Annotated in this window: 22 protein-coding genes; 8 read left to right on the top strand and 14 right to left on the bottom strand. The window is 60.5% G+C overall.

The features are described from left to right. Nucleotides 1-9: 9 nt before the first annotated feature. From JNB85_RS02755 to JNB85_RS02745, 3 genes are all read right to left on the bottom strand, one after another. A complete protein-coding gene (locus JNB85_RS02755) occupies nt 10-900 on the bottom strand; it encodes a carbohydrate ABC transporter permease (RefSeq protein WP_220332854.1) in 891 nt (296 codons plus the stop codon). After that, a complete protein-coding gene (locus JNB85_RS02750) occupies nt 897-1,856 on the bottom strand; it encodes a carbohydrate ABC transporter permease (protein ID WP_220332853.1) in 960 nt (319 codons plus the stop codon). The genes JNB85_RS02755 and JNB85_RS02750 overlap by 4 nt, the downstream gene beginning before the upstream one ends. Before the next feature lie 75 nt (nt 1,857-1,931). Continuing rightward, nucleotides 1,932-3,410 (bottom strand): ABC transporter substrate-binding protein, encoded by a 1,479-nt coding sequence (locus tag JNB85_RS02745; RefSeq protein WP_220332852.1) that lies wholly within the window; start codon nt 3,408-3,410, stop codon nt 1,932-1,934. 206 nt (nt 3,411-3,616) lie between these two features. On the opposite strand from JNB85_RS02745, the gene JNB85_RS02740 reads away from it, so the two are divergent. The 5 genes from JNB85_RS02740 (at nt 3,617) to JNB85_RS02720 (ending at nt 9,017) form a co-directional block, all read left to right on the top strand. After that, nucleotides 3,617-4,327: a GntR family transcriptional regulator gene (locus JNB85_RS02740; protein WP_220332851.1), complete on the top strand. Its 711-nt coding sequence runs from the start codon at nt 3,617-3,619 to the stop codon at nt 4,325-4,327. Between the two features lie 53 nt (nt 4,328-4,380). Beyond that, complete coding sequence (locus JNB85_RS02735; protein ID WP_220332850.1) at nt 4,381-5,547, top strand: mandelate racemase/muconate lactonizing enzyme family protein; 1,167 nt, start codon at nt 4,381-4,383, stop codon at nt 5,545-5,547. Nucleotides 5,548-5,602: 55 nt separating this feature from the next. Continuing rightward, the gene (locus JNB85_RS02730; RefSeq protein WP_220332849.1) at nt 5,603-6,964 is read left to right on the top strand and encodes a mandelate racemase/muconate lactonizing enzyme family protein; all 1,362 of its coding nucleotides are present in this window, start codon (nt 5,603-5,605) and stop codon (nt 6,962-6,964) included. A 17-nt stretch (nt 6,965-6,981) separates the two neighbouring features. Continuing rightward, a complete protein-coding gene (locus tag JNB85_RS02725; RefSeq protein ID WP_220332848.1) occupies nt 6,982-8,181 on the top strand; it encodes a mandelate racemase/muconate lactonizing enzyme family protein in 1,200 nt (399 codons plus the stop codon). Nucleotides 8,182-8,606: 425 nt separating this feature from the next. Beyond that, the gene (locus JNB85_RS02720) at nt 8,607-9,017 is read left to right on the top strand and encodes a hypothetical protein (protein ID WP_220332847.1); all 411 of its coding nucleotides are present in this window, start codon (nt 8,607-8,609) and stop codon (nt 9,015-9,017) included. Between the two features lie 70 nt (nt 9,018-9,087). Here JNB85_RS02720 and JNB85_RS02715 read toward each other — a convergent pair whose 3' ends face one another. Both JNB85_RS02715 and JNB85_RS02710 read right to left on the bottom strand, forming a co-directional pair. Then, nucleotides 9,088-9,723, bottom strand: a complete 636-nt coding sequence (locus tag JNB85_RS02715; protein ID WP_220332846.1) for a pyridoxamine 5'-phosphate oxidase family protein — start codon at nt 9,721-9,723, stop codon at nt 9,088-9,090. A gap of 57 nt (nt 9,724-9,780) precedes the next feature. Beyond that, nucleotides 9,781-10,326 (bottom strand): carboxymuconolactone decarboxylase family protein, encoded by a 546-nt coding sequence (locus JNB85_RS02710; protein WP_220332845.1) that lies wholly within the window; start codon nt 10,324-10,326, stop codon nt 9,781-9,783. 117 nt (nt 10,327-10,443) lie between these two features. On the opposite strand from JNB85_RS02710, the gene JNB85_RS02705 reads away from it, so the two are divergent. Together JNB85_RS02705 and JNB85_RS02700 are read left to right on the top strand one after the other, a co-directional pair. Then, nucleotides 10,444-11,388 carry a LysR family transcriptional regulator gene (locus tag JNB85_RS02705; RefSeq protein ID WP_220332844.1) on the top strand — a complete coding sequence of 315 codons (945 nt, stop codon included), beginning with the start codon at nt 10,444-10,446 and terminating at the stop codon, nt 11,386-11,388. A gap of 299 nt (nt 11,389-11,687) precedes the next feature. Further along, nucleotides 11,688-11,858, top strand: coding sequence for a hypothetical protein (locus tag JNB85_RS02700; protein ID WP_183827084.1), 171 nt, complete (start codon nt 11,688-11,690; stop codon nt 11,856-11,858). A 135-nt stretch (nt 11,859-11,993) separates the two neighbouring features. Here the strand turns inward: JNB85_RS02700 and JNB85_RS02695 are convergent, their stop codons facing one another. From JNB85_RS02695 to JNB85_RS02655, 9 genes are all read right to left on the bottom strand, one after another. Beyond that, nucleotides 11,994-13,766, bottom strand: coding sequence for an SLC13 family permease (locus JNB85_RS02695; protein WP_220332843.1), 1,773 nt, complete (start codon nt 13,764-13,766; stop codon nt 11,994-11,996). Nucleotides 13,767-14,167: 401 nt separating this feature from the next. Next, nucleotides 14,168-15,463, bottom strand: a complete 1,296-nt coding sequence (locus tag JNB85_RS02690; protein WP_220332842.1) for an amidohydrolase family protein — start codon at nt 15,461-15,463, stop codon at nt 14,168-14,170. Between the two features lie 34 nt (nt 15,464-15,497). Then, the gene (locus JNB85_RS02685) at nt 15,498-16,442 is read right to left on the bottom strand and encodes an ABC transporter permease (RefSeq protein WP_220332841.1); all 945 of its coding nucleotides are present in this window, start codon (nt 16,440-16,442) and stop codon (nt 15,498-15,500) included. Then, nucleotides 16,439-17,488, bottom strand: coding sequence for an ABC transporter permease (locus JNB85_RS02680; protein ID WP_220332840.1), 1,050 nt, complete (start codon nt 17,486-17,488; stop codon nt 16,439-16,441). The genes JNB85_RS02685 and JNB85_RS02680 overlap by 4 nt, the downstream gene beginning before the upstream one ends. Then, complete coding sequence (locus JNB85_RS02675; protein WP_220332839.1) at nt 17,478-19,007, bottom strand: ABC transporter ATP-binding protein; 1,530 nt, start codon at nt 19,005-19,007, stop codon at nt 17,478-17,480. Before JNB85_RS02675 ends, JNB85_RS02680 begins: the two co-directional genes overlap by 11 nt. Further along, nucleotides 19,004-20,452 carry an amidase gene (locus JNB85_RS02670; RefSeq protein ID WP_220332838.1) on the bottom strand — a complete coding sequence of 483 codons (1,449 nt, stop codon included), beginning with the start codon at nt 20,450-20,452 and terminating at the stop codon, nt 19,004-19,006. The genes JNB85_RS02675 and JNB85_RS02670 overlap by 4 nt, the downstream gene beginning before the upstream one ends. Before the next feature lie 12 nt (nt 20,453-20,464). Next, a complete protein-coding gene (locus tag JNB85_RS02665) occupies nt 20,465-21,451 on the bottom strand; it encodes a BMP family protein (protein ID WP_220332837.1) in 987 nt (328 codons plus the stop codon). A 139-nt stretch (nt 21,452-21,590) separates the two neighbouring features. Further along, nucleotides 21,591-22,367 carry an SDR family oxidoreductase gene (locus JNB85_RS02660; RefSeq protein ID WP_220332836.1) on the bottom strand — a complete coding sequence of 259 codons (777 nt, stop codon included), beginning with the start codon at nt 22,365-22,367 and terminating at the stop codon, nt 21,591-21,593. A gap of 29 nt (nt 22,368-22,396) precedes the next feature. Further along, entirely contained in the window at nt 22,397-23,287 is an 891-nt protein-coding gene (locus JNB85_RS02655; RefSeq protein WP_220332835.1) for an aldose 1-epimerase, read from the bottom strand. 288 nt (nt 23,288-23,575) lie between these two features. Here JNB85_RS02655 and JNB85_RS02650 point away from each other — a divergent pair, with 288 nt between their 5' ends. Next, a complete protein-coding gene (locus JNB85_RS02650; RefSeq protein WP_018115414.1) occupies nt 23,576-24,559 on the top strand; it encodes an arabinose ABC transporter substrate-binding protein in 984 nt (327 codons plus the stop codon). The last annotated feature ends 66 nt before the right edge of the window (nt 24,560-24,625 follow it).

Raw genomic sequence — 24,625 nt, 5'->3', positions numbered from 1 at the left:
GGCAACTCCCTAGTGCTTGACTGCGCCTTCCGTGAGGGCGCGGACGAAGTATCGTTGAAGAACGAGGAACAGGACCACGACGGGAACGCTCATCATGAAGCTTGCCGCCATCAGGCCCGGAAAGTCCGTCGTGTTTTCCGAGAAGAAGCGCTGGATGCCGACCGGCAGCGTCAATTGCTCGTTCTTGGAGAGGAACGTGTAGGCGTAGATGTACTCGTTCCACGCGCCGATGAAGGAATAGATCGCCGTAGCGATGATGCCTGGCGCCGAGAGCGGCATCACGATCAGGACAAAGGCCTGGAACCGCGTTGCTCCGTCGATGCGTGCGGCCTGCTCGAGTTGCACCGGGATATTGTCGTAGAAGCCCTTCAGGAGCCAGATTGCCAGCGGCAGGCCGAATGTGAGGTAGGTGAGGACGAGCGACCCATGCGTGTTCACCAGCCCGATCGCGCGCATCAGGATGAAGAGCGGCACGAGAAAGATCACTGCCGGAAACATGTTGCGAAGGAGGACAGCGAAGAACAGAAAGTTCCGGCCCGGGAAGGTGAAGCGCGAAAACGCGTAGGCCGCAGGAACTGCCACGATTACCGAAAGGATGGTCGTGGCAGTGGAGACGAAAAGGCTGTTCCAGAAGAAGCGCAGGAAGTCCTGGCCGACGCTGTTTTGCGGATCGAGCAGCTTCTGGTAGCTGTCCAGAGTCGGTTGGTCCGGCCACCATTGCGGCGGGAATTGCATGGCCGCAAAGCCTGACTTGATCGAGGTGATCAGCATCCAGATCATCGGCAATGCGGTGTAAAGCAGCATGAACACAAGGAAGACGCGTCCACCCCACCGCCATCCATCGATGCGCGTAGGGCGACGCGCCCGGCTTCGATGAGCAGTCTCGGCAATCGCGCTCATTCGCCTCCATCCTTCTTTTCGTTACCGCTCAGCGCACGGACGTAGAAATAGCCGAGCGACATCAGGATCAGGAACAGCAGCACCGAATAGGCCGATGCCACCCCCCAGCGCTGGCGGCCGAAGGCGAGTTCGTAAATGTGGGTGATCCAGATATGCGATGCATTCGACGGCCCGCCGCCGGTCATGATCCAGGGGATGATGAAAGAATTGAAATTGGCCACCGCGAGCAGAAGGACGGTCACCGTCGAGACGTTTCTCAAGTGCGGAAAGGTGACGTGCCAGAACCGCTGCCACGCATTGGCTCCGTCGACTTTTGCGGCGCGCAGCAACTGGTCGGGAACCGTCTGCAGGCCAGCCATCATCATGATCATGGCAAACGGAAACTCTCGCCATATATTGACGACGATCAGCGAGGGCAGCACCGTGCTGACGCTGTCGATGAAGTTCGGCGGCCGATCTGCCAATCCGAAGCCGACCAGCACCGCGCCGATGATCCCGAAGTCCGAGTGGTAGATCCACTTCCAGATATAGGATGCGGCGACCGCGCTGATGACCCAGGGAATGATCAGGATGGCGCGCAGAATGCCGCGGCCGACAAAGTCGCGATGGAGTGCCAGTGCACAGGCAAACCCCAGGACAAATGAGATGAAGGTGGATCCCAGTGTCCAGATAAGAGTATTCGAGGTGACCTTCCAGAACACCGGACTTGTGAGGATGGCGATGTAGTTGTCGAAACCGACGAAGATTTTGTCCCGGAGCTGCAGGCCAGGCGGTGTATTGAAGAACGACAGCTCGATCGTGTAGTAGATCGGGTAGGCGATGACGATGAGCATCACTGCGATCGAAGGAAGCACATACGCGTAGTCGGCGCGATGCTCCCAAATCTTTCGCAGCACGCCGAACCTGTCGGGTTGCAGTCTTCGGCGCGCCTCGGCCTTGCCAGTCAAGATCGTCACTATGCCTGCCCTCGTTCTTCGGAAGAAACCGGCTGCAGTCTCGGCGCAGCCGGTCAGATCGTGGTCAGGCTTGGACTAGAGACCGCCGTCCATCAGGTCTTTGACCTTCTTGGCCGCGTCGTCCGCTGCTTGGTCGACGGTCATGGCTCCTGTCAGGGCATTCTGCAGCATGTCCGGTATGATGATGTTCATGATCTCAGGCGACTGTGGCAGCGCCGGGAACGGGATGCCGTATGGCAGCATCGAAGTCGTGACATCAAGGAACTTGATACTATCGAGACGCTCCTTCATCCATCTGGTCTTGAAGCCGTTGAGGTTTCCCGGGTTGGAGCCGGCATAGGCCATCTTCAGCGACCATTCCGGGCTAGTCCACATGCAGATGATAGCCTTTGCCGCCGGCTCGTCTACCTTGCCGCCCTCGACATATTCGGGTTTCAGGATGTGAATGTTGGAGCCACCAAACACGACGGCACGCTTGCCGTCGGGGCCTGTCGGAATGAGGCCGTAGCGCATGTTGTCGATGACGGTCTGCGCTTTTTCCTTGTCGCTTCCTGTCGTCTTCTTCTGCAGGTCGAGCATGACGTTATAGTCTGACGGGTGCGAGATCATCATGCCGAGCTGGCCGGCCAGGAAGAGGGGCTGGTTATCGGCCTGCTGGTTTGTGAGCGCCGAAACCGGAACCGACTTGTCGCGAACATACATATCGTAGGAGGCTTGCAACGCCGCCTTGCTTTGCGGGCTATTGAGCTCGACTTCCTTATAGGTCGGGTTGGCAGCAGCTTCGTCGAAGACTCCGCCGCCAAAGGCCCACAGCTGTGGCATGAAACGGTACGGCGTATTGCCGGCGTTCTTGCGTGCCACGAGGCCGTAGCCGGCAACGCCGAGTCTGTCGTGGATCTGCTTGGAATATTTGACGACGTCGTCCCAGGTTGCCGGAGCCTTGTTCGGATCGAGGCCCGCACGCTTGAAGATGTCGGCGTTCCAGATGAACGCCATGGTCTCATTGTTGGTCGGAATGCCGTAGGTCACGCCCTCCCAGGTCACGGCCTTCATCGCACCGGGCCAGAAGTCCTCGGTCGAATAGCCTACATCCTCGGGTTTGAGTGGTTCCAGATAGCCCTTTGAGGCGAACTCGGTGCCGCCAAGGATTTGCAGGCGGACCGCCATGGGCGCTGCATTGCCCAGAAGTGCGGTCCGGAACTTGTCCAGCAGGTCATTATAAGTGAGGGCTTGTTCCTCAAGTTGGATGTTTGGATAGGTTTTGCGGAAGGTCTCGAAGAAGTCCTTGTAATACTGCCGCAGGAGGTCGGGATCGCCCTCGAACACGCCCTGATACCAGAAAGTCAGTCGCCCCTTGTAGTCGAGCGGAGTGACCTTGGCGCAATCGCCGGCCGTGTCAAAATCCTGTGTGCCGGCGATGGAGCGAACGTATTCCGGCGACCATTTGCTTAAATCGACCGGCGCACCCAGCGCAGACGCGGACATCAACGATACCATTAAAGCAGTCGAAACAGTGCCGCGCAGAACGGCACGGCCGAGTGAAATCCTCGTCATAGGCAACCTCCCAGGTTCTCTCCCATGCCGCTCTGCGTCGAGGCGAGCGGTCTTTGCTCCCGGCCGTGGGACCTTCCCTAATGTATCCCTTCGACCTAATCATACGTTTTCAGATCGAAGATTGTCTGTCAATGAGAGAAATCGTACATTGTTTCCGCAAAATTTGCGTGATATCCGAATATTGTGTGTATTTCCTGGGGACAGTCTTGGCCGAAACAAGTGATTTTAAAGCGCAACCACCCGAAGGCATCGACGCTATGGGGGCCTCCAGCGAAGGCGCCTCGCTTTATCAGCTGATCAGGGAAGACATCATCGAGGGGCGGCTCGCTGCCAACGAGCGGCTTGTTGTCACCGATCTCGCCCGACGCCACGGCACCTCAACCAACCCTGTGCGCGAGGCTCTGCAACTGTTACGCGGGGAGGGCTTTGTCACCTTCGTTCCCAATCGCGGGGCACGTGTGAGGCCCATAGATCAGGATTTCGTTCGGGACATCTACGAGATTGGGGTCTTGATCGAGCCGGCACTGACGAAATGGTTCGTGAATATGGCCACCGTCGAGGACATTGCTGAACTCGAACGCATCCAGGGCCTGATTGAAGAGAATAACTTCGCCGACCCGTTCAGGCACAGCGAGCTGGACACCGCCTTTCACACCGTCATGTACCAAAAGCACTACAACCGCCATGCCGCCGAGCTCTGGTGGAAGCATCGCGAGGTGCTGCGAGCCGTGAGCCGGCGTTTCGACTTCACGCTCGCCCGGCGTGCCGCAATCCTGAGCGAGCATCGCGAGCTCATAGAGCATGTAAAAGCAGGACATGCGACTGAGGCAGCCGACCTCATTGCACGCCACGTCGAGGGCTCCGGCCGGCACATCCTCGAACATATGCGTGCGCGTAATGCTGCTCGGGCAGGATAGAGCCCATAACCTGAATACCATTATCCCCACCACTTCAGTTAAAGGCAGTTGAGATGAAAATCACCAGCGTTCGGCCGTGGCTCATCAAATCCGATGCTTCTTATTGGGGAGAATTCCTGTTCGTCGAAGTGACGACCGACGAGGGGGTGAGCGGCTGGGGCGAGATCACTACTACGACAAGGCTCGCCAATCGTGCCCTCTGCACGATCTTGCGGCAGATCGGTGCCGCTATTGCCGGCGAGGACGCGGCGCGGATCGAGTATCTGTGGCACAAGATATTCCGCAGCTTCACCTACATGGGCAGTCGCGGTGCGGCAGTCGAATGTGTAAGCGCCATCGACATCGCCCTCTGGGACATTCGCGGCAAAGTCCTTGGCAAGCCGATTTACGAGCTCTTGGGCGGACCGGTTCGTGATGAAATTTCGCTCTACACCCATCCCGACCAGCGCAAGTTTACCAGCAAGGAGGCTGTGGTCCGGGAAATCAGAGACATCGTCGAGTCGGGCCACACCGCGCTCAAGTTCGATCCTTTTCCCCATCAGGGCCGCATCGCCGGCGGACAGGCTCGCGAGCAGCGGGACGGCTATCTCGATGGCAGCATGACCCGCAAGGACGAGCGCGAAGCCGCCGAGCTTACCGCCCTGATCCGCGAAACGGCGGGACCTGACATCGACATCCTCATCGATGCGCATGGCCGCTTCGATGTTCCGACCGCCATCCGCCTTTGCCGGAGCCTTGAGGAAGCCGGTCAGATCGACTGGTTCGAAGAGCCCTGTCCACCCGAGAGCCTCAACGCGCTCAAGCAAGTCCGTGAGAAGGTAAGCGCCGCTATCTCGTGGGGCGAGCGCGGCCACACCAAGTGGGATTTCGTGCCGGTGCTCGAAAACAGGCTCGCCGACTACATCATGCCTGATGTCACCTGGACCGGCGGCATTACCGAACTCAAGAAGATTTCTGCCCTGTGCGAAGCCTACTATATCCCCGTCTCGCCGCATGACGCCGCAGGGCCGATCAACGTGGTTGCGGGCGCGCAGGTGATGATGACCGTTCCCAACTTCTACAAGCTCGAAACGTCGGAGTGGAACCTGGGCAAATATGATCATCTCATCGATAGGCCACTCGACGTTTCGAACGGCAGCCTCAAGCTTAACTCCAAGCCAGGTCTCGGCGTCGAAATGAACCGCGACTATCTTCAAGATCACGAGATCGAGCTGGACTAGCCAGCCACCATCAATGCCATCCCAAAGTGCCCTCCGACCAGAACGAGGATAAACCATGCTAGAGGCAGATGGAGCCGACGAGGCGCTCAATCGGATTAACACCCGTTCCAGGCCGTCCGACCTTCGCATCACCGACATGCGGGTAGCCGAAATTGTCGGCGCGCCGTTCACCTCAGTGCTGCTGAAGATTTACACCAACCAGGGTATCGTCGGGCTTGGCGAGGTGCGCGACGGCGCCAGCGCCACCTACGCGCTGATGCTGAAGAGCCGGTTGCTTGGCGAAAACCCTTGCGACATCGACCGCCTGTTTCGCCGCATCAAGCAGTTCGGTGGGCACGGCCGGCAGGGCGGCGGCGTATCGGCGGTTGAAATCGCCTTGTGGGATCTTGCCGGCAAGGCCTATGGCGTTCCCATCTACCAGATGCTCGGCGGCCGTTTTCGGGACAAAGTGCGCGTCTACTGCGATACCGACGCGACGGTGCCGAGCGGCACCGAGACCGGGAGACGTCTCAAGCAGCGCATGGAGCTCGGCTTCACCTTCCTCAAGATGGATCTGGGGCTGATGCAGATCGCCGATGTGCCCGGTGCGGTCGTCTTTCCGGCTGGCTCGCTGGAAGGATACCGCGACGACCCCCGTCGCGGGCCGCTGAAGACCATTGAAGAACGGCGCGCCCGCAATGCTGCGTACGATTTGCATAACATTCCGCACCCATTTACCGCCCTGCACTTTTCCGATAAGGGCCTCGACCTGCTCGAGCAATATATCGCCGAGGTCCGTGAGGTCATCGGTATGGATGTGCCGCTGGCGATCGACCATATCGGCCATATCTCGATGCAGAACGGCATTCGCCTTGCCAGGCGAATTGAAAAATATGTCCCAGCCTGGCTCGAGGATGTGATCCCATGGCAGTATACCGAACAATACCGACAACTGCAGGACGCCACCACGGTGCCGATCTGCACCGGCGAGGATATATACCTCAAGGAAGGCTTCGAGCCTCTGCTGAAGAGCGGCGGCGTCTCCGTTATCCACCCTGACCTGCTCACCAGCGGCGGCATTCTCGAAACTAAAAAGATCGGCGACATGGCGCAGGACCGTGGTGTCGCCATGGCTATCCACATGGCAGAAAGTCCGATCGCGGCCATGGCCGCCGCACATGTTGCGACGGCGACCGAAAATTTCATGGCGCTCGAATACCACTCGGCCGATGTCGACTGGTGGGACGACATCGTCACCGGCCTTCCGAAGCCGCTGGTGAAGGATGGCTTCATTACCGTTTCGGACAAGCCGGGCCTGGGGATCGACGATGTCGTCGACGAGGTGATCTCGCAGCATCTGCAGCCGGGTGTCAGCGGCATTTGGCTGCCTACGGATCACTGGGACGATGAATATTCCTGGGATCGCACCTGGAGCTGAGGCAAGAAGGACCGAAGATGAAGATTACCGATCTCCGCTGTGCTGTCATCGGCAGACACCCGATCGTCCGCATCGTAACCGACGAGGGCCTCTATGGCCTGGGTGAAGTCGAATTCACCAAGTCCTATCTCAAGCCCTTTGTGTTGCATTTCCGCGAGGCGCTGATCGGCGAGGATCCGACCGACGTCGAGAGAGTGATGCTGAAGATCCGCCAGCGCGGCTCCTTCAAGCCGTACGGCGCGGCGGTGAGCGCTATCGAGCATGCGCTGTGGGATATTGCCGGCAAGGCCGCGGGCGTACCCGTCTATAAACTGCTCGGCGGCAAGGTGCGGGACAAGGTACGCGTCTATAACGGCTCGATTCGCCAGAAACGCACGGGCGACCGGCCGGAGGATTACGCCGCTGACGTCAGATGGATGATGGAGCAGCCGCAGAACTTCTTCATGGTCAAGCAAGGCATCTCGTTCCACTCCAACATGAAGGATACCATCGAGGACTTCCACTACGGCGTGACGCAGAAGAAGGCCGGCTATCACGGTACCATGGATCAAGGGGTGATCAGCGAGCGCGGTTTCAATCACATGCTCGACTGCGTAATCGCGATGAAGGAGGTGCTGGGGGACAAAGTCAGCCTGGCGCTTGACTGCGGCCCGGGCTGGATGCTGCCCGATGCGATCAAGTTCGCTCGCGCGGTCGAAAAGTACAATTTGATGTGGCTCGAGGACATGCTGACTGGCGACTACGTGCCGTGGGTCAATCCGCAGGCCTATCGGGAACTGACAACCTCCACCTCGACGCCGATCCACACTGGCGAGCAGATCTACCTGCGGCACAATTTCAAGGAACTGATCGAGACGCAGGCAGTACGCGTCATCGGCCCCGATCCAGCCGATATTGGCGGCATTGCCGAGCTCAAATGGGTCGCCGAGCACGCCTACATGCACTCGATCCTGATGGCACCGCACGGCACAGCCAACGGACTGCTGGGCCTCGGCGCGTTGATCAATGTCTGCGCTACCTTGCCCGCAAATTACGTGGCATTCGAATATCCGAGCGCCTCCGACCCTTGGTGGGAGGACCTAGTCATCGGCTTGCCGCCTCAGATCGTGAAGGACAGCATGGTGGACCTGCTGGAAGCGCCGGGGCTCGGCCTCGACATCGACGCTGAAGGGGCCAGGAAATATCTCAGCGAAGAGGATGCGGGCTTTTTCGACTGAACTCTCCTCCGCCTGTCGCGCCCATGGTAATAAGGCCTGTCGAAACAGATGGTACCGGTCTGCAACCGGGGAATGGAGACCTCGACTTTCAAGGTCTTGGCGCTATCGGGTAAGGCGGCGGCGACCTCTTGCAAAGGCCGCCACGAACAGAACCGCGAGGGCCACATGAATTCCAATGTTCAGCCTCTTGTTGCCGTACATGCCGGCGGCGAGAGTCGCTGCTCAGTCATGTTGACAGCGCCGGCCCCGAAGCTTTGCCTTGGATTGATGGCGAGTGGCGACAGACGGTCAGAGCGCCGATCAGCTCAAGGGGCATGCATTTGCTGCGGGTGATGAGCCCAAGACGTTTGCCACATTAACCATTCCCGGCCTTGAGCCTGGCAAACATCTTCAACTCCCAATATTGGTGTCCTGAAAGGAGCGCCATGAAAAAAATCATTTCGATCATCGTCAGTGTGCTGTTTGCCGGCCACCCTGCGCTTGCCCAGTCGAATGTGACGGCCGGTCATGCAAACCGCCTGGTGGAGCACTACCGTGCCTATATCGGTGAGGCTGATCTCTTCAATTCAAGCGGAACGCGGCTCACACAGCCTTGGGAGATTATCCGGCAGGATCGAGCCAACTTCCACCGGTACGGTATTCGCGACAGTGATGACCAATCGGACTCGTTCTTTGCCGATCCCGCCAATCGCCAATCGCTCGAAGCCATGCTCCGCAATGGCTCCATGACCCAGGAAGCTGCAGCAATGATCGTCCACGGTAATGTCTGGGTTGATGTCGATATCTATGGCAACCAAGGGATCGGCCGCTGGATCGACGTGACGGTTTCGGACTGACGCCAAGCGGCCCGGCCGAAACAGATGAGTATGCCATGGCGGCGATTTCCAGGCATGGGGCTCTCGCCATTCAGCCACTAGTATCGGCAGAGTTTACGGCCTGCGCCCGCAAGGCCGCGTTCTCTGCCTCCAGTTCAGCCAGGCGCTGACGAAGGGGCTGGACGGCGACGGCAATCTCCGCCTCGGTATAACGCGGCGTGATATGCTGCGGGCAGTTCCAGTCGAAGGCTTCGAGCCGCAGGCGGAAGAGGCGTTCGGGCTTGGCACGATAGGTCGGCGTGACAAGCAGCTCCGTCAGTGTCGGATCGCCATCGAGCGCCATTTTTTCCGCATGCGCATAGATCTTCAAGCGTGCCCGGCGGGGATAGTCCATCAGGAACAGACAGACCCTGTCATTGGCGGCGAGATTGCCTGTGCTGATGTACTGGCGGTTGCCGCGATAGTCCGCAAAGGCGAGCGTGCGATCGTCAAGAACCTTCAGGAAACCCTGCGGCCCGCCTCGGTGCTGGACATAGGGCCAGCCGGTTTCGGAAACGGAGGCAATGTAGAAGCTGTCGCGGGACGCAATGAAGGCGCTCTCGTTTTCCGTGAAGCGGTCGAAGCTGCGTTCGCTCGGCAGATTGGTCCAGAAGTCCTGAACACCCATTTCCGCCTGTGCGGCGCGCACACTGGGGGTCGAGGCTATCTCGAGAAATCCGTAGGTCATGATCCGTCTCCTCAAAGTGTCGGGGAGGAGCAGAGCGTCAACCCTGCTCCTCATCCATCAGGCCGCATTGGCAGCGGGAACCGCCGGAAAGTCGATATCTGTCCTGGCGACCTCGTTCAGATAATTCGTAAAGGTATTCTCGGCGACGAGCGCGACGATTTCGACGATCTGCGCATCAGAGAATCCGGCTGCGCGCACGGCTGCGAGATCGGCATCGGAGACGTGGCCGCGTGCCTCGGCAATCCTGGCCGCAAAGCTGACCGCAGCGTTTGCCTTGGCATCAGAGGAGCTACCCTTGCGGTTCAACGCGATTTCTTCCGGGCTGATTTTTGCCAGGTTGAGGCCGAGATAGGTATGGGCCGACAGACAGTAGCCGCATCCGTTCACCTCCGCGACGGCGAGCGCGATCCGTTCACGCGTCTTGACGTTGAGCGTCTTCGACAATGCACCTTGAAAGCTGGTGAACGCGCCCAACGCTGCTGGGCTGTTGGCAACCAGACGAAAAATGTTCGGAACGAAACCCAACGCCTTCTGGATGCTATCGAGTGTCGGCTTAGTTGCTTCCGGTGCTTCGTCTTTGGTGGGGATGGAAATGCGGGACATGGATGATCTCCTTTGGACAAGTCGTGATTAGCTTGTCGACTAGAATTTGACGATTTCCATTCCCAAAGAGAATATGCTTTTATTGGAAGTGATTTTATCAAAAAATGGAAGAATGGTTTGGACCGGTTCGAAGCGATGTCAATGCTGCTGGAAGTGGTGAACAGGGGAAACCTGTCTGCGGCCAGCCGGTCGCTGAAAATTCCGCTGCCGACACTGAGCCGCAAGATCACCGAGCTCGAGGCGTTGCTCGGAACCAAGCTCCTAACCCGAACCACACGAAAGATCGCTCTTACCGATGCGGGTGCTACCTATGTAGAAGCGGTGAAGCGCATTCTTGAGCAGGTTGAAGAGGCCGAACGCCAGGCATCCGGCGAGTTCGCGATGCCGAAGGGCGATCTGGTGTTAACGGCTCCGGTCCAATTTGGCCGCCTTCATGTCCTGCCCGTCGTAACCGACTTTCTGGCTGCCTTTCCGGCAATCAACGTGCGGCTGATGCTGGCGGACCGGAATATCGATCTCGTCGAGGAGCATGTCGACATGGCGGTGCGCATCGGCGATCTGCCCGACAGCGCCATGGTCGCAACTCGCGTCGGTTCGGTTCGCAGGGTGGTCTGCGGCAGCCCCGCTCTGTTTGCAGGTCGCAGGGTTCCGAAGGAGCCGGCCGATCTCCGGGATCTACCCTGCATCAGTGTTGAAGTCCTGAGCCCGTTTGCAGGCTGGCAGTTTCGAAAGCCTGGCGTCAGCAAGTCAGTCGAGGTGGCAATTACACCGCGGCTTTCCCTCACCACGACCGAAGCGGCTGCGGAGGCCGCCATCCGCGGCGCTGGCGTCACCAGGCTGCTCTATTATCAGGTCGCAGAAGCGGTTGCGGCCGGCACGCTCAAACTCGTGCTTGAAGACTTCGAACCGGAGCCCGCCCCCATCCACCTGGTCCATCTCGCCCGTGGGCAGATGCCGCTCAAGATGCGCCACTTTCTGGATTTCGCAGCCCCCCGGCTGCGGGCGAGCATCGCCGCTCTGCAATCCTTGTCGCAGGGCGGAAAATCCCCACCGCTCTTATAGTGACCGGGTGGCAGGTCCATAAGGTTTCAGTTCGGAGGCAGGAACGGCAGGCCGCTCGGAACGTTCCTCGCTCACTGTACGGGAAAGGAATATGGGAGCACGCTCTGCGGCCGGCGATGAAGGTCATTTTCCGTGTGGGGGACCGCCTCCCGTCAGCGCTGGTGGCGGTTAAAGCAAAAGGATACGCTGAGCGAGCATTCCGAAAACTATCACTTTGCATCGTCTTGCCCTGGGGTGGCTGCCTCGCGGGGAACACTGCCAAGTCCGCGGCGTTCATCGTGGTGACAGAGGAGCATTCCATGGCAAAGACTCCACGCATTGCAATTCGCGGCATGATTTTCTACGTGCTCGCGCTCCTGGTGCTCGGTATTATCATAGGCGCAGTCTACACGCGCTTCGGGAGCCCTTCGAATCCAGCGGAACGATCGGCATCGGAAACCCTCCCGCAGGCCGACAAGCCGCGGCCGTAGATCTCATGATTCCTACCGGCCGCCCGGTGAAACAGAAGCGAGTGTATCCTTGGCCTGAGGACCTGTGGTTTGCCGATCTCTGGCGTGACGGGCCGGCGCGGTTGGCGCTTGAGCCGGTCTGTCTTAAATCAGCAATCAGCTGACTGGCCAGACATAGAGCAACACCGGCACGCTGACGAGGATGATCAGAAACGACAGTGGCAGGCCGAGGCGCGGGTAGTCGGAGAACCTGTATCCCCCTGGCCCGAAGACCAGTGTGTTGCATTGGTGGCCGACCGGCGTCAGGAAATCGCAGCCGGCTCCGATCGCCACCGCCATCAGGAAGGCTTCTGGCCTGAAGCCGAGATCGGTTGCGAAACCGGCGGCAATGGGGGCCATGACGAGGACCGTGGCCGCGTTGTTGAGGAAGGGCGTCACCGCCATCGCGACGATCAGGATCAATCCGAGCGCACTCCACGCCGGCAAGCCCTTGGCAACCTCGCCCAGTCCATGCGCAATCAAATCGCTGCCGCCTGACGTGCGCAGTGAATCCGAGACTGGGATCAGCGCCGCCAGCATGATGAGGATCGGCCCGTCTACCGATTTGTAGATATCGGCAAGAGGTATCGCCCGGAAGACGACCATGGCGAGTGCCGCAGCAAAGAAGGCCACAGGCACCGGCGCAAGGCCGATTGCCGTCGTCCCCATGGCAAGCGCCAGGATGACCAGCGGAATGAAGGCCCGCCTGCGCGTGCCGAGCAGGATCTCGCGTTGGGCAAGCGGTAGCAGCGCCAGGTCCTGAATAACGACAGGCAGATTTTCCCGGCTGCCCTGCAGCACCAACACGTCGCCGGCAGCAAGCGTCAGATTGGCAAGGCGCTCCTGCAGCCGTTGACCATGCCGGCTGACGGCCAGCAGATTGACACCGCGCGTATAGGCGAGCGCAATTTCTTTGGCGGAGCGACCCTTCAAGGGCGATTCCTGGCCGATGATCGTTTCGATGGAAATAAGTTCCGTCTGCGTTTGCCCATTCTCCCTTATCGGTTTGCCGGAGAGCTGCAGCTTGCCCGCCGAAACGATGCGGTCGATCGCGGCAGACGGACCTTCCAGCAGGACGATATCGTTTTCCCGCAAAGTCAGATCGGGGAAGGGCGACATGCGCGTCGCGCCGCGCAAGACGGACGTGGCGATCGCCTCGCCGTCACCGGGCCTGATGAGGTCGCTGACCGGTTTTCCCACCATCGGCGATTCGGCCGCCACCATTGCTTCGGACGTATAATTCGTGATCTCGACCGCTTCCTCGATCGAGCGGCCCTGTTTCGTGCGGCTTGGCACCAGCCAATGAAAGAAGATGAGGAAGATCACGCCGGCAATCGTCAGGACTCCTCCAACAGGGGTGAAATCGAACATGGTGAAGGAGCTGCCGGTCATCTCCTCTCTCAGCCGCGAGACGACGATATTGGGCGACGTGCCGATCTGCGTCATCAGGCCCCCGAGCAGGGCGGCGAACGACATGGGCATCAGATATTTGGATGGTGAGGCGCCCGACTTCCTGGCGAACTGAAAGGCGACCGGCATCATAATAGCCAGGGCGCCGATATTTTTGATGAAGGCGGAAAGCAGCGCCACGACGATCATCAGAATGGCCAGCTGGCTATGCAGCGTATTGAGATTCGGAAAGAAGCGCTTGATCGCCATATCGACGACGCCCGATCGCGCCACGCCGGCCGAAACGATCAACGCACTGCCGACGATGATGACGATATCATCGGAAAAACCGGAAAAGGCCTTGTCCTTCGGCACGATACCGACAGCAACGGACAGAACGAGAGCGCAGCATGCGACGACGTCATATCTGAACCGATCCCAGATGAAGACCCCCATCATGACAGCAATGACGGAGAAGGCGAGGATCTGCTGTGTTGTCATCCGGATCCGTGGGTCTGCGAATTGTTGATGAATTTCGAGACGGGGCAGACGGATTGAAAACGTCTTCCGGCGCAGAAGGGTTCCAGGCTTACCGCGGGTTCGGAGCGGGTGGTTAGCAAAGCAGGATAGTGCCCGGCAATCTCGGCGCCGTCCGGGTCAATCGAGGTGGAACACTCCGGTATCACCGACCACTCGCCCTCCTTGCGGCTCGCAAGCGGTTTTTGGCAGAAAGCCTGAGCGTTAGATCTCCTGCCATGTCGCAAAGGTGAAGTAGACGCAGGAGGGACATTCGCCCCCTGCAGAAATCCTCCGGCACCTGCCCGCCGTGCCCTCAGGCCTGACGCCGCCCTATCTCATCCAGGTCAAAGGCGAGAGCTGAGCGCGCGCACCCAAGGAGAGGTTTAGGCGCCAGGGACGATCGGCGCATAAGTGGCCCCGTCAACCGTTGCCGGGCGTCCGGCAAGATGCAGTTCTGCAATCCGCGGAGCCGAACGCGCGATGACCTTGCCGCGCCGGATGACGGCCAGCCGGTTCGCCTTCAGCCTGAGCGCTTCCAGCGGATCGCGCGCCTGCAGGATGACAAGATCGGCGTTCCTGCCCTTTTCCAGGCCGTAGCCTTCAAGGCCCATCGTCTTTGCCGAGTTGACGGTCAGCGCGTCGAAAATCTTCCTCTTGTCGTCGATGCCGGCCATCTGGGTGACATGGATTGCCATATGGCCGACCTCCAGCATGTCGCCGGAGCCCATCGAATACCAGGGGTCCATCACGCAGTCATGGCCGAAGGAGACGTTGAGGCCGGCGTCCATCAGTTCGCGCACCCGTGTCATGCCGCGTCGCTTCGGGTAGGTGTCGTGCCGTCCCTGCAGCATGATGTTGATGAGCGGATTGGGGATGACGTTGATTTGCGCCTCCGCCATCAGCGGAATGAGCTTGGAGACGTAATAGTTATCCATCGAGTGCATGGAGGTCAGGTGTGAGCCGGCGACGCGTCCCTGCAGGCCGAAACGGACCGTTTCGGCAGCAAGCGTTTCGATATGGCGCGACAGCGGATCGTCGGTCTCGTCACAATGCATGTCGACCGGCAGGCCACGATCGGCGGCGATGCGGCAGAGAGCTGCGACCGAGGCTGCGCCATCGGCCATGGTGCGCTCGAAATGCGGAATGCCGCCGACGATATCGAGACCCATGTCGAGCGCGCGGTTCAGGGCGTCGACGCCGCCGGGCGAACGATAGTAACCATCCTGCGGAAAGGCGACGAGCTGCAGGTCGATATAGGGAGCGACCTTCTCGCGCACCTCGATCAGCGCCTCGGCGGTCACCAGCCTGGGATCGCTGGTATCGACATGGCTGCGGATGGCGAGAAGCCCCTGCGAGACGGCCAGATCGCAATAACGCAGCGCCCGCTCCACCAAGGCTTCGCGGGTCAGGATTGGCCGAAGTTCGCCCCAGAGCGCAATGCCTTCGAGCAGCGTGCCGGAGCGGTTCATGCGCGGCAGGCCGAGCGAGAGCGTCGCATCCATATGGAAATGCGGATCGACGAAGGGCGGGCTGACGAGACGGCCGGTCGCGTCGATTTCCTCGCCGGCACTGGCCTCGATCCTGGCCGCCACCTCGACGATTTTGCCGTTGTCTATGGCGATGTCGATGCCGTTGCGGCCATCGGGAAGATTTGCGTTTCTGATGATCAGGTCAAACATGGCGACACCGGTCTGTTGTGGTTCAAGGATGGGATCACCGCTCGCCGCGGCGATAGGGCTGCATCAGCGCCTGCGGCACGCGGGCGCGTCGCGCCATCACGGCAAGAGCCGCGATCGACAGGAGATAGGGCGTCATCAGGAAAAGCTGATAGGGCACGACCCCACCGAGCACGGTCTGCAGCCGCAGCTGGAAGGCGTCGAAGAAGGCGAAGAGCAGAGCGCCCAGCAGAGCCCGGCCTGGCCGCCACGAGGCGAAGACGACGAGCGCGATGGAAATCCAGCCGCGCCCCTGGACCATTGTCGGGAAGAAGCTGTTGAAGGCAGAGAGCGTCAGGAAGGCGCCGCCGACCGCCATCAAGGCGCTTCCGGCAATGATCGCGCCATAGCGGACCCGGATCGGATCAATGCCCTGCGCTTCGGCCGCATGCGGGTTTTCGCCGGTCATGCGGATCGTCAGGCCAAGCGGCGTTCGAAAGATCAGATAACCCATCGCGAGTGCCAGGAAGATCGCCAGATAGGTCGGCGCCGTCTGTGCAAAAAGGGCCGGGCCAAGGAAGGGCAGGCTGGAGAGAAGGGGGATATCGAGCGGCTGGAAGGGCGCGATCGTTGGCGGTGTGCCGGCAAGCGGCACGACCAGGCGGAAGATGAAATAGCTGAGGCTGGAGGCAAAGAGTGTAATGCCAAGGCCGGTGACGTGCTGCGACAGGCCGAGCGTGACGGTCAAAAGCGCGTGCAAAAGGCCGAAGACCGCGCCGGCGAAGGCTGCGACCAGAAGACCGGTCCAGAGGTCGGCGCCGTGGAAGACCGCTAGCCAGCCGATCATCGCTCCGAAGGTCATGATGCCCTCGATGCCGAGATTGAGGACGCCCGCCCTTTCGCAGAGAAGCGCGCCGAGCGTGCCGAAGATCAGCGGGGTCGCGATGCGCAGCACTGCCGCCCAGAGGCCTGCGGACGAGACAATGTCGATCAGCGCCGTCATCTGCGGATCCTGTATTGCGTGAAGAACAGGGCAATAAGCATGGTGAGCAGAGAGACTGCGACTGTCACATCGGCAATATAGGTCGGTATGCCGAGCGCCCGGCTCATGCCGTCGGCGCCAACGAACATCGTGGCAGTGAAGAGTGCTGCGGCAATCACTCCGATCGGATGCAGGTTGGCGAGCATGGCGACGATGATGCCGGAATAGCCGAAGCCGGGCGAGAGATCCGTCGTCACATAGCCTTTCACGCCCATCACCTCGATCGCACCGGCGAGACCCGCCAGACCACCGGAAAGGCAGGCGACCTTCACCAGCGTCATGCCAAGCGGCACGCCCGCAAAGACGGCGCCGGCAGGATTGAGACCGGCAGCGCGCGAGCGTAGGCCGAAGACCGTGCGTGACTGGAGGAAGTATACGGCAAATGCAATGACGATGGCGATGATGAAGCCGAGATGCAGCCGTGAGCGCGCCACCAGTTTCGACAGCAGCGCATGATCGCTGACTGGTATCGATTGCGGCCAGCCGAAGGCAAGCGGATCCTTCAGGACGCCATCGACCAGCATGGAGACGAAGAGCAGGGCGACGAAATTCAACAGCAGGCTGGTGACGACCTCATCGACGGAAAAGCGCAGCCGCAGCCAGAGCGGTACAAGGATCAGCACCATGCCGGCGACGGCACCCGTAATCAGCAGAACTGGGATGAGAAGTGCCGCCGGCAGGCCTGCCAGCAGTTTGGAGCCGAGTGCGGCAACCGTGATGGCGCCGAGATAGAACTGGCCTTCGGCGCCGATATTCCAGAGCCGGGCGCGGAAGGCGACGGCCGCGGCAAGGCCGGTCAGCATCAGCGGTGTCGCCCGCGTCAGCGTCTCCGTCGCCGAAAGCCGCGAGCCGAAGGCGCCGGTCAGAATACGCCGATAGGCCTCGAAAACGGGTGCACCGGCGAACGCGATCAGGATCCCGGCGATGGCGAGTGCGGCGATGACGGCAGCGACAGGCGCTGCCACGACCAGATAAAGGGGACGATGATCGCGGCGTTCAAGACGCATGCTGGGCCTCGGACGTCCATTCACCTGACATCATCAGGCCGAGTTTTCGGGGATCTGCGCTTTGCGCGTCGATGGCGGGCGACAGGCGCCCCTTGACGATCGCCTGGATGCGATCGGCAAGGCCGATCACCTCGTCCAGATCCTCCGATATCAGAAGCACGGCCGTGCCTTCCTTGCGTGCCTGCAATATGCGGGCATGGACGGCGGCAACCGCGCCTTCATCGAGCCCGCGTGTCGGCTGTGCCGCAATCAGGATCTTCGGCCTGTCGTGCAGGTTGCGGCCGAGGATCAGCTTTTGCATGTTGCCGCCCGACAGAAGTCGCGTGCGCGTTGCCGGTCCGCCGCCGCGAATATCGAATTCGGCGATAATCTCCTGGGCGAAGGCCATGCCGGCCTTGCGGTCGACGAGCCCATGGCGAGAGAAGCGCGGCGAGGCGATGCGCTCCAGCACGGCATTTTCCCAGACCGCGAGTTCGCCGATCGTCCCTTCCTTGTTGCGATCCTCCGGAATACGGCCGATGCCGGCATCGATGAGATTTTTGACACTGAGTTCGGTGACCGGCTGCCCGAAGAGCATGATATCGCCTCGGCTCCATCCAACCAATCCGCTGACAAGATGACTGAGCGTCGCCTGGCCATTGCCGGAGACGCCAATGATGCCAAGCGTTTCGCCCGCATGAAGCCGTAAGCTGATATCCTTCAGCCGATCCTGGCTGCCGTCGCGAACGGTGACGCCGACCGCTTCGAAGACGACCTCGCCGGGCGTCGACGCCTCGCGGACCGGGCGCGTCACCCGCCTCCCGACCATGAGTTCGGCAAGTTCGGCCTTGCTGGTCTCACCGGTCAGCCGTTCGGCGACGACCTTTCCGCCGCGCAGCACGACGACGCGGTCGGCTGCACTGATCACTTCGTCAAGCTTGTGAGAAATGAAGATCAGCGACAGGCCCTGCCGGGCCATTTCCCGAAGCGTCTGGAAAAGGCGCTCCGCCTCGATATTGGTCAAGACCGCCGTCGGCTCGTCGAGGATGAGAATTCGGGCGTCGTTATAGAGCGCCTTCAGAATTTCGACGCGCTGCTGCTCGCCGACCGAGAGGTCGCCGAGCCGGGCATCGGGGTTGACGGCGAGACCGAAGCGGGAGGCAATGGAGAGAAGCCTGGCGCGGCCGGCCGCCCTTTCCGATTTAAACGACCAGAGCTTTTCCGTTCCCGTCATGACGTTTTCGAGTACGGTCAAATTCGACGCCAGGGAGAAATGCTGGTGCACCATGCCGATGCCGGCGCGGATCGCCGCGCGCGGCCGGCCGACCGGCAATTCACTGCCTTCGACATGAATCGTGCCGGCATCCGGCACATAATGGCCGAAGAGGATGCTCATCAGCGTCGTCTTGCCGGCGCCGTTTTCGCCAAGCAGGGCCAGCACTTCGCCCTTGGCGAGGCTCAGCGAAATATCGTCATTGGCCTGGATCGCGCCGAAACGCTTGCTGATGCCGTCGAGCTGGAGCACGGGAGCTGATGTCATGAGGCAAGTCCCGCAATGGCATGGGGGTGGATCCAACGTTGCTCTGCTTCCAGCCGCGAGGCAAGGGCAAGCAGCAGTGGTTCCCGGCCCATCGGCGCCAGCAATTGCACAGGCAGCGGCATTCCGTCCGCATCGCTTCCAAAAGGAAGTGTCAGCGCCGGAAAGCCGGAAATATTGGCAAGACAGGCGAGTGGCGCAAAGCGCGCCATGCGGTTCAGATGCAGGTCGGTATCCTGATGGTCAGTCGGGAAGGAGCCGATCGGCAGAGGGGCTGTCGCAAGCATCGGCGTCAGCAGGCAGTCGATATCGTCGAACAGGTGCCAGAGGTCATGGCTGACATGCGGCATGGTGCTGAGGCTCTGCCAGAGCGCAGTCGGCGCAAGTCTGGCCCCGCGCACGGCAAAGGCTGCCGTCAGAGGTTCGGCTTTCGAGAGGTCAAGATGGAGGCTATCGACGAGCCATGCCAGATTGACTGCGATGATGTCGGCGAAAATGGCGGCACTCGCGATGACACTTGCTTCAAGCCGCTGCCAGTCCACGATGACGATCTCATGTCCGTCCCCCTCGAGGCTGCGGGCCGCAGCCCCTACGGCTTGCTGCCGTGCAGCCTCGGTCGGAAAGTCGCTGCCGGTATCGGTCAGCAGGCCGATGCGCCGGCGGGGTCTTTCGCTCCTGTCGAGTGCCGGCTCCGGGTAAGGGCCGGCGGGTCTTCCATGAAGCGCGTCGAAGATAGCACCGGCATCGCGGACCGAGCGGCAGACCGCCAGCTCACTGGCGATACCGCCAAGATGATTGCCGAAGCCCGGGCCGCCTGGAATGGCGCCGCGGCTGGGCTTCAAGCCGATTAGACCACAACAGGCGGCGGGCACGCGAATGGAACCACCGGCATCCGTTGCGTGGGCAATCGCTACGACCCCGGCAGCAACCGCAGCGGCGGCGCCACCGGAAGAGCCACCCGCCGTACGGGACGGATCGAGCGGATTGCGACAGACGGGTCCGCGCATGGGTTCGCTTGCGAGAGAGAGACCGGCTTCCGGACTGGTGGTGAGACCGAAGAGGCTGAAACCGGCCTGACGAAAACGATCTGCCAGATCGGAATCGGCAGACGGATCGAGCATGCCGTCGAAGAGTCGTGAACCAGCGCGAACTGGAAGACCCTTGAACGGGCCGCCGAGATCCTTGGCAAGCGTTGGCACGCCGGCAAACGGCCGGACGGAGAATATGGCGGAATTGTCCCGATATTCGCGATCAAGTACGGCGGCATTCGCGAGACCCAGATCTTCGTCCAGATGACAGATCGCGCCCAGCGCATCCTTCGCCCTGGCGGCGGAAATCGCAGCCTTCATCGCTTCGGTGCAATCAAATGCACCGGTCCCGATCCGGGCGGCGAGTGCAATCGCGTCGCCGCCCGGTATCGAGCCCTTGCTTTTCTCAATCCCGTTCATGCAGATGCCGGCTTACTTCGGCTCCTCGGGCATGATCGGAACCTCAAAGGCGCCGGACTTGATGGCGGCGCGTTTGGCCTCCATGGCCGCTTCGGCTTCCGCCGGTGCGACGCCCTTGACGTATACGATATCGCTGCCGCCTTCCTTCATCAGGCCGAAGCGGGTGTAGTTGTTGCCGGTCGGCTTGCCGGCCTTCACATCGGCGATTGCGGCATTGAGGATCGGACGGAAGCCCCAGATGGCATTGGCAAAGACGGTCTCTGGATAACGCGGCGTATAGTCGATCAGTGAACCGACCGACTTGATGCCACGCTCCTTGGCGGCATCCGCCGTGCCGATACGTTCGCCGAACAGGATATCGGCACCGGCATCGATCTGGGCAAGGCCTGCTTCGCGTGCCTTCGGCGGATCAAAGAAGGTGCCGATGAAGGCGACGAGGTGCTTGGCATCCGGGCGGACTTCCTTCACGCCGGCAGCAAAGGCATTCATCAGCATGTTGACCTCAGGGATCGGCAGCGCGCCGACCGAGCCGACAATGCCCGACTTCGTCATCTTGCCCGCGAGCATGCCGGCAAGATAGGCGCCGTCATGGTTCCAGGTGCCGAAGACGCCGAAATTGTCGCCCGATGGCTCGCCGCTGGAGCCCAGCATGAAAGCGGTCTTCGGATAGTCGGCGGCAACCTGGCGGGCTTCGCGCTCGACGGCATAGGCCTCGCCGACGATGAGGGCGCTGCCCTGCTCGGCATATTCGCGCATGGCACGCGGATAGTCGGTGCCCGAAACGCCTTCGGAAAAGACATATTCGATCACGCCTTCCGAAGCGGCGTCCTGAAGGGCCTTGTGCAGACAGGAGTTCCAGGCATTTTCGACCGGCGAGGCGTGAATGCCTGCAACCTTCAGTTTTTCCTGCGCCCAGAGCTTGGGTGCAAAGGCGGTTGCACCGAGTGCCATGCCGGAGGCAAGCACCGTGCGGCGAGACATAATGATCTGATTTTTCATGAGTTCCCCTCTTTTTTACCAGATGGATAAAACTCTATGGATCGCCCAAAATTGTGTCAAGTAATGCTGCTGCGCAAAAACTAGACAATAGATGTGAGCGGCTGCACTCTGAGGCCACGGAGAGGGGGAGGGGCCGCTCCTATTGGTGCTGCATGACGCTCAAGCCGCCATCGATCGTCAGGCAGGTGGCGTTCATGAAGGTGCACTCATCCGAGATCATGAAAACCGCCGCCATGGCGATTTCCTTCGGCGTGGCGATGCGACCGCCTGGATGCAGTTTCATCGTTTCGTCCCGTGCCTTTTCCGGATCGGCAAAGCCGTTCCAGTAATCGATGACCTTCTGGGTCGAGACGTAGCCGGGCGCGATCGCGTTCACACGCACGTTTTGAGGCGCATATTCGATGCCGAGGGACTTGGTCATGCCGAGCAGCGCATGTTTGGCGAGAGGGTAGGGGAAGGTGTGGGGAATGATGGTGAAGGCGTGGGTCGAGGCGATATTGAGGATCACGCCACCACCTTCCGCGATCATCTGCGGTAGCACAGAGCGGCAGCAGTGCCAGGCGCCCTTGAGATTGATGTCGAAGCAGCGCTGCCACTCTTCGTCTGTCGCCCGTAAGGGTTCGGCAAAGACGTTGACGCCGGCATTGTTGACGAGGGCATTGATGCTGCCGATCTCGCCCGCCGCTTTTGCAACGGCCGCCTTGATTGCATCACCATCAGCGATATCGGCTGCCTGGTAGCCGAGCACGGCCCCCTTTGCAGCAAGGGCGGCAGCGGTCTCCTCGAGCAACTTTTCATCGCGATCGACGAGGAAGAGGCGGGCATCCTCGGCCGCGAATGCCTCGGCGATCGCTTGTCCGATCCCTTGGGCGGCGCCCGTGATGAAGACCCGTTTTCCGGAAAGGCGGTTTGGCATCGTCTGTTTCCTCTTTATGCGCGTGATAATCAGCCGATCTCCTGTGGCTTCAGACGGATCGAGCCCGCGAGGCTTTCGCCTGGCCACAGGACGGTGAGGTCGCCGAGACCAGGAAGATCGTGCCCGTTGGCGAGATGCGACATGGGCTCGAAGCAGAAATAGTCCCTGCGAAATCCCGGGTCGAAACGCTCGTCCGACAGGAAGAGGACGGCGTGGCGGAAGATGGGGTCGGCCGTCAGGTCGAGCGCTGTTTTCGTCTCGGGCCAGGTGATGCGCGCCATACCGTTCCAACCCTCGAAGCCGTTGTTGATCCAGTGTTGAGGCAACGCCGCTGCCCGCGAGAAATCGAGTTCCGCGGGGATTTCGGCGGGCTCGCCCGGCAGCCAGCCCTCCGCTTCGCTCCAGAAGCGCTCGGCCTTTGCCAGAAGCGTCGTGCGCTCGGTCAGGGGAAAGAAGGGATGCCAGCCAAGCCCGAAAGGCAAGGCTTCGTCACCGGTATTTTCCACCCGCATGGAAAGTTCCAACCCGTCTGCCGTCAGTGCGAAGCTCTGCTCTGCCTGGTAGCTATAGGGCGTGCCGTCGGCTCGATGACGAAAAGCGATCCGCGCGTTGCCGCTATCCCTGCAAAGAAGGTCCCATTCCGCCAGCCAGCCGTCGCCATGCAGGTAATGTGGATCCCAGTCCCTGTTCGGCCGCAGGCTATAGTCGCGCCCCTTGAAGGTGAAGCGGTTGCCTCTGACGCGATTGCCGAAGGGCACGAGCGGATAGCAGGCAGAGGAAAGTGCATCGGCAGCATCGGCTGCCGGCCGCAGAAGTGGGATCGTCAGGCCGTCCCGCATCCAGGAATAATGAAGGAGCAGGCCGCCTGCCGTAGAAATGCGGGCCGAAAGCGCGCCGCCCTGCAAATCGATAATGGCCATGAAGCGACGTCTTCTCCGCGAGATCGAGGCTGATCCGGACTGTGGCGGCACCCTATTATTGGTCGCTCGAATGTCAATATATAGGATTTATTTTCGGGCTCAGAGATGAACAAGAGCCTATTTCCCGCCAATTTATCGATCAACGGCGCCGCGTCGTAGACTTCAACTGCCTTTTCACCCGCGAAATCGCAGAAATAATCATACACAAACATTGACTGGTATGATGTTTGTTCATATTCAGTAGTCGCTGCCGAGTGAGCGGCAGATCGAGATTTAGGGAGAGAGATAATGCGCTTCTTCAAAGCAGCCGTCCTCGCTGGCGCCTTTGCCGTTCTGGCCGCCGGCTCCGTATTGGCGGAGGATGTCAAGATCGGGTTCATCGTGAAGCAGCCGGAAGAGCCCTGGTTCCAGGACGAATGGAAATTCGCCGATCAGGCCGCCAAGGAAAAGGGTTTCACTGTCGTCAAGATCGGCGCTGAAGATGGCGAGAAGGTCCAGTCGGCGATCGACAACCTCGGTGCGCAGGGCGCCCAGGGCTTCATCATCTGCACGCCTGACGTCAAGCTCGGCCCCGGCATTGTCGCCAAAGCTGCCGCCAACCAGCTCAAGCTGATGACGGTTGACGACCGTCTGGTCGGCGCCGATGGCAAGCCGCTTGAAGACGTGCCGCATATGGGCATTTCCGCTACCAAGATCGGCGAAGGCGTGGGCCAGGCGATCGTCGACGAAATGAAGAAGCGCGGTTGGGACATGAAGAATGTCGGCGCGATCCGCGTTTCCTACGATCAACTGCCGACCGCCGTCGACCGCGTCGAAGGCGCGATCTCGGTTCTAAAGGCTGCCGGCTTCCCGGCCGAAAACATCTATGACGCGCCGCAGGCAAAGACGGATACGGAAGCAGCACTCAACGCTGCGACCACCGTTCTCAACAAGCATGCCGACGTGAAGTACTGGATCGCCTTCGGCCTCAACGACGAAGCCGTACTCGGCGCCGTTCGCGCCTCTGAATCGGTCGGCATTCCCGCCGACAACATGATCGGCGTCGGCATCGGTGGCGCTGAATCGGCGATTAACGAGTTCAAGAAGCCGTCCGCAACCGGCTTCTTCGGCACGGTCATCATCTCGCCAAAGCGTCACGGCTATGAGACCGCGCTCAACATGTATGACTGGATCGCCAACGGCAAGGAGCCGGAAAAGGTCACGCTGACCTCGGGTTCCCTCGCTCTGCGTGGCGACTACGAAAAGGTTCGCAAGGACCTCGGCATCGAATAGTCATTCCCCGATGATGATTTCATCCCGGCGGCACTATCCGCCGCCGGGCCCATTCTCGACGGAGCA

The organism is Rhizobium mesosinicum (genome assembly GCF_019511345.1).
Taxonomy (GTDB): domain Bacteria; phylum Pseudomonadota; class Alphaproteobacteria; order Rhizobiales; family Rhizobiaceae; genus Rhizobium; species Rhizobium mesosinicum.
The sequence above is the reverse complement of the archived record's forward strand: the minus strand, read 5'-3'. Positions and strand labels throughout refer to the sequence as shown.

Coding starts and splice junctions, on each gene's coding strand:
- JNB85_RS02720 (WP_220332847.1), top strand. CDS start 8,607: ATGAAAAAAATCATTTCGATCATCGTCAGTGTGCTGTTTGCCGGCCAC.
- JNB85_RS02665 (WP_220332837.1), bottom strand. CDS start 21,451: ATGAAAAATCAGATCATTATGTCTCGCCGCACGGTGCTTGCCTCCGGC.
- JNB85_RS02695 (WP_220332843.1), bottom strand. CDS start 13,766: ATGACAACACAGCAGATCCTCGCCTTCTCCGTCATTGCTGTCATGATG.
- JNB85_RS02675 (WP_220332839.1), bottom strand. CDS start 19,007: ATGACATCAGCTCCCGTGCTCCAGCTCGACGGCATCAGCAAGCGTTTC.
- JNB85_RS02755 (WP_220332854.1), bottom strand. CDS start 900: ATGAGCGCGATTGCCGAGACTGCTCATCGAAGCCGGGCGCGTCGCCCT.
- JNB85_RS02730 (WP_220332849.1), top strand. CDS start 5,603: ATGCTAGAGGCAGATGGAGCCGACGAGGCGCTCAATCGGATTAACACC.
- JNB85_RS02670 (WP_220332838.1), bottom strand. CDS start 20,452: ATGAACGGGATTGAGAAAAGCAAGGGCTCGATACCGGGCGGCGACGCG.
- JNB85_RS02710 (WP_220332845.1), bottom strand. CDS start 10,326: ATGTCCCGCATTTCCATCCCCACCAAAGACGAAGCACCGGAAGCAACT.
- JNB85_RS02650 (WP_018115414.1), top strand. CDS start 23,576: ATGCGCTTCTTCAAAGCAGCCGTCCTCGCTGGCGCCTTTGCCGTTCTG.
- JNB85_RS02715 (WP_220332846.1), bottom strand. CDS start 9,723: ATGACCTACGGATTTCTCGAGATAGCCTCGACCCCCAGTGTGCGCGCC.
- JNB85_RS02690 (WP_220332842.1), bottom strand. CDS start 15,463: ATGTTTGACCTGATCATCAGAAACGCAAATCTTCCCGATGGCCGCAAC.
- JNB85_RS02700 (WP_183827084.1), top strand. CDS start 11,688: ATGGCAAAGACTCCACGCATTGCAATTCGCGGCATGATTTTCTACGTG.
- JNB85_RS02745 (WP_220332852.1), bottom strand. CDS start 3,410: ATGACGAGGATTTCACTCGGCCGTGCCGTTCTGCGCGGCACTGTTTCG.
- JNB85_RS02655 (WP_220332835.1), bottom strand. CDS start 23,287: ATGGCCATTATCGATTTGCAGGGCGGCGCGCTTTCGGCCCGCATTTCT.
- JNB85_RS02685 (WP_220332841.1), bottom strand. CDS start 16,442: ATGACGGCGCTGATCGACATTGTCTCGTCCGCAGGCCTCTGGGCGGCA.
- JNB85_RS02735 (WP_220332850.1), top strand. CDS start 4,381: ATGAAAATCACCAGCGTTCGGCCGTGGCTCATCAAATCCGATGCTTCT.
- JNB85_RS02680 (WP_220332840.1), bottom strand. CDS start 17,488: ATGCGTCTTGAACGCCGCGATCATCGTCCCCTTTATCTGGTCGTGGCA.
- JNB85_RS02725 (WP_220332848.1), top strand. CDS start 6,982: ATGAAGATTACCGATCTCCGCTGTGCTGTCATCGGCAGACACCCGATC.
- JNB85_RS02660 (WP_220332836.1), bottom strand. CDS start 22,367: ATGCCAAACCGCCTTTCCGGAAAACGGGTCTTCATCACGGGCGCCGCC.